This window comes from Streptomyces purpurogeneiscleroticus (genome assembly GCF_020024005.1).
GTDB classification, from domain to species: Bacteria; Actinomycetota; Actinomycetes; order Streptomycetales; family Streptomycetaceae; genus Streptomyces; species Streptomyces purpurogeneiscleroticus.
The window spans coordinates 1-3,177 of sequence record NZ_NHSG01000401.1 but is presented as its reverse complement, the minus strand read 5'-3'; the positions used below and the strand labels follow the sequence as shown (position 1 = coordinate 3,177).

3 protein-coding genes are annotated in these 3,177 nt (G+C 71.5%); all 3 read left to right on the top strand.

Annotation, left to right across the window (positions count from 1 at the left end):
- On the top strand, window positions 1-839 hold an 839-nt coding region (trmB, locus tag CCS38_RS29585), incomplete at its 5' end, for a tRNA (guanosine(46)-N7)-methyltransferase TrmB (protein ID WP_223736406.1).
- A gap of 471 nt (window positions 840-1,310) precedes the next feature.
- On the top strand, window positions 1,311-2,552 hold the full coding sequence (locus CCS38_RS29580; protein WP_223736405.1) for a PrsW family intramembrane metalloprotease: 1,242 nt from the start codon (window positions 1,311-1,313) through the stop codon (window positions 2,550-2,552).
- Window positions 2,553-2,577: 25 nt separating this feature from the next.
- Window positions 2,578-3,018: a very short patch repair endonuclease gene (locus tag CCS38_RS29575; RefSeq protein ID WP_223736404.1), complete on the top strand. Its 441-nt coding sequence runs from the start codon at window positions 2,578-2,580 to the stop codon at window positions 3,016-3,018.
- Window positions 3,019-3,177 lie beyond the last annotated feature (159 nt).

Below are 3,177 nucleotides of genomic sequence, written 5' to 3'. Positions count from 1 at the left end.
GCGTCACCCCAGCCGACGCCGCCCCCGCCGCACCCGAGGGGCACGCGGGCGCCTCCGCCGACCCCGAGACGCCCCGCGCGCGCCAGGAGCCCACGCGCCACCGCGGCGAGCCGATGTTCCCCGACGGGACCGGACCGGCCGCCGACCCGGCGGGCTCGCACCACGAGCGGCGCATCCGCTCGTTTCAGCCCCGCCGCAGCCGCGTCTCGCCCAGCCAGGCCGACGCGCTTCGCCGCCTGTGGCCCAAGTGGGGCCTGGACATCGACGGCCTGTCCCGGATCGACCTGGACGAGCTCTTCGACGGCCTGCCCGTCGTCCTGGAGATCGGTTTCGGCATGGGCGAGGCGACGGCCCAGATGGCCGCCGCCGACCCGGACACCGGCATCCTCGCCTGCGACGTCCACACCCCCGGCCAGGGCAACCTCCTCGCCCTCGCCGAGCGCAACGGCCTGTCCAACATCCGGGTGGCCAACGGCGACGCGATCATCCTCCTCCGCGAGATGCTCGCGCCCGCGTCCTTGGCCGGTCTGCGCGTGTACTTCCCGGACCCGTGGCCCAAAAAGCGCCACCACAAGCGCCGCCTGATCCAGCCGGAGTTCCTCTCCCTGGTCACGACGCGGCTCGCCCCGGGCGCGATCGTGCACTGCGCCACCGACTGGGAGCCGTACGCGGAGCAGATGCTCGAGGTCCTGACCGCCGAGCCGACCCTGGAGAACCTCCACCCGGACAGCGGCTACGCGCCCCGCCCCGACTTCCGCCCCCTCACCAAGTTCGAGGGCCAGGGCCTGGACAAGGGCCACGTCGTCCACGACCTCCTCTTCCGCCGCCGTACGAACTGAGCGGACGGGGACTGGGCCGACGGGCGCCGGGACTCCGCGCCCCGTACAGCCCCCTCCGTACAACTCAGATCCGTTCAACTCCGTTCCGTACAGCTCCATCCCTACACAAGTACGGCCAAAACTGGCCCGTACCGACCGCCTCACCCATCAGCTCTCAGCCCCGGTGCACGACTGCGCGCGCCGCCGCGACCTCGTGGTTACTGTCGAAGAGTGCACCCGTACAAGCCGTCACCGGACCGCTCCTCGGGCCCCTCGTACGGACCCCCGAGCGGCCCACCGCCGCTGCCCCAGCCCCCCGACGGCGCACCGACCGGTCCTCACCACCGGGGCGCACGCGAGCACGACAGAAGCGCACGCGAGCACCACCTCCACCGAGGAACCCGCAAGCACCAACGGCGCGCACGCGAGCACCGCAGAGCCGCCCGCGACCAGCACCGGAGCGTCCGCGAACACCGCACGCCCCGCCGGGCAGTGCTCCGCATCGCTTCCCTCATCGCCCTCATAGTCCTGCTGGCGGTCTCCGGCATAGCCATCCTGACCCTGGTCCGCCGCCAGACCGGCACGGAAGGGTTCCTGGTCGGCTTCGCCCTCGCCGTCTTCCCGGTACCGATCCTCGTCACGGCCTTCCGCTGGCTGGACCGCGTGGAGCCGGAACCCTGGCGCAACCTCGCCTTCGCCTTCGCCTGGGGCGCCTGCGCCGCGACCCTCGTCGCGATCACCGCCAACGGTTTCGCGACCCAATGGCTGAGTACGAACATCGCCAGCGTCTCCCCGACCGACGCCGAGACCTGGAGCAGTACGGTCGTCGCCCCGGTCGTCGAGGAGACGGCGAAGGCCGCCGCCGTACTCCTCCTCTTCGTCTTCCGCCGCCGGCACGTCGACGGCATCACGGACGGCATCGTCATCGCCGGCCTCACCGCCACCGGCTTCGCGTTCACCGAGAACGTCCTCTACCTCGGCAACGCCGTCGGCCGCGACCTCTCCCTCGGCTCGCTCGGCCTGAACTCACTGGCCGGCCTCGCCGATTCCCTCACCGCGGGCACGTTCTTCGTACGGGTCATCATGTCGCCGTTCGCGCACCCGCTCTTCACGGTCCTGACCGGCCTGTCCTTCGGCATAGCCGCGACCCGCTACCCCCACCACCGCCCGCTGCGCCTGGCGCTCCCCGTCCTCGGCCTCACGACGGCGATCCTGCTCCACTCCATATGGAACAGCGCCTCGTCCCTCGGCAGCTTCGGCTTCCTGGCGGTCTACGGCCTCTTCATGGTCCCGGTCTTCGCCGCCCTCTCGTGCCTCGCCGTCTGGTCCCGCCGCGAGGAGCTGCTCTCCCTGCGCACGTACCTGCCCCCGTACGCGGCCGCCGGCTGGCTCACCCCGACCGACCCGCTCACCCTCTCCTCCCTCAGGACGCGCGCCCTCGCCCGCTCGATAGCCCGCCGCACGCACGGCCCCGCCGCCGCCCGGGCCGTCACCGAATACGCCGCCCTGGCCACCTCCCTCGCCTTCCTCCGCCGCCGCGCCCACCGCACCGGCCCCACCCCCGACTTCCACACCCGCGAACGCACCCTCCTCCACCACCTCTGGCAAACCAAACCTTTGGCCCACCCGGCACTGACACATGCCCACCGCACGAGGCATCAGGCGCCGTGTTCGCCTTCGACACAGGCGTACGTCACGTGCGACGAGTACCGCACGCCCGACAGCGACCGCTGATGCCGTTCCCGCACTGTCCGGCACAATGGGCTGCGTGCCCGTCACGCCCTCGTCCCCCGGTGTATCGGCCCGCATGAGCCGCCAGGCCAGCAAGGACACCTCTGTCGAGATGGCCGTCCGCCGCCTGCTGTACGCCGCCGGTCTCCGTTACCGCCTGCAGCGACGCGTACCCGACCTGCCACGCCGCACGATCGACATCGCCTTCCCCGGCGCCAGGATCGCGGTCTTCCTCGACGGATGTTTCTGGCACGGCTGCCCCGAGCACGCCACACACCCCAAGGCGAACGCCGAATGGTGGCGTCAGAAGCTCGACCGCAACATGGCACGCGACCTGGAGACGACCGAACACCTCACCGCCGCTGGCTGGACCGTCCTCCGCTTCTGGGAACACGAGGACCCCGCCGATGTGGCGCAACGGGTAGCGGACTCGGTCTCGGCGGCGCGGCGCCGGCACCGGCACCGGTGAGTGCGGGGCCTCCAGCACCGGGACCGGCACAGCCGGGCGTAAGGTCATGGCCAGAGATGTCCCTGATGTGGAGGTTGTGGTGATGGCTGGGGTTCCGGCGAGTGTGGTGGCTGCTGGTGGGCTTGTAGGGGGCTATGGGGTGGCTCGGTGGACCAAGAA

Coding starts and splice junctions, on each gene's coding strand:
- CCS38_RS29575 (WP_223736404.1), top strand. CDS start 2,578: ATGGGCTGCGTGCCCGTCACGCCCTCGTCCCCCGGTGTATCGGCCCGC.